Source organism: Faecalibacterium sp. DFI.5.82 (assembly GCF_029076575.1).
Lineage (GTDB): Bacteria > Bacillota > Clostridia > Oscillospirales > Ruminococcaceae > Faecalibacterium > Faecalibacterium duncaniae.
This window is the reverse complement of record NZ_JARFIS010001009.1, coordinates 1-292: the sequence shown is the minus strand read 5'-3', so window position 1 is coordinate 292 and position 292 is coordinate 1. Positions and strand designations below refer to the sequence as shown.

At 68.5% G+C, this 292-nt stretch carries 1 protein-coding gene; it reads right to left on the bottom strand.

Going from position 1 to position 292, the window contains the following annotated elements:
* Nucleotides 1-292 (bottom strand): ATP-binding cassette domain-containing protein (locus P0G09_RS19905; protein WP_275253537.1); only part of this gene is annotated, 292 nt, incomplete at both ends.

Sequence of the window (292 nt, the reverse complement as noted above, 5' to 3'; positions counted from 1 at the left end):
GGTCGGCTCGTCGATCATCATCAGCTCGGGATCGCCGAGCAGGGTGCGGCAGGTGGTCAGCATCTGCTTCTCGCCGCCCGACAGCACCCCGGCCGGCGTATCGGCGCGGCGGGCGAGGTTGGGGAACATGTCGAGCATCTCCTGCAACCGCCACTTGCCGGGGCGGCGCGGATCCTTGATGCCGAGGATCAGGTTCTGGCGCACCGTCAGGCTCGGGAAGATGTCGCGATGCTCGGGCACATAGCCGAGGCCGAGGCGGGCGATCTTGTGGCTCGGCAGACCCGCGATGTCC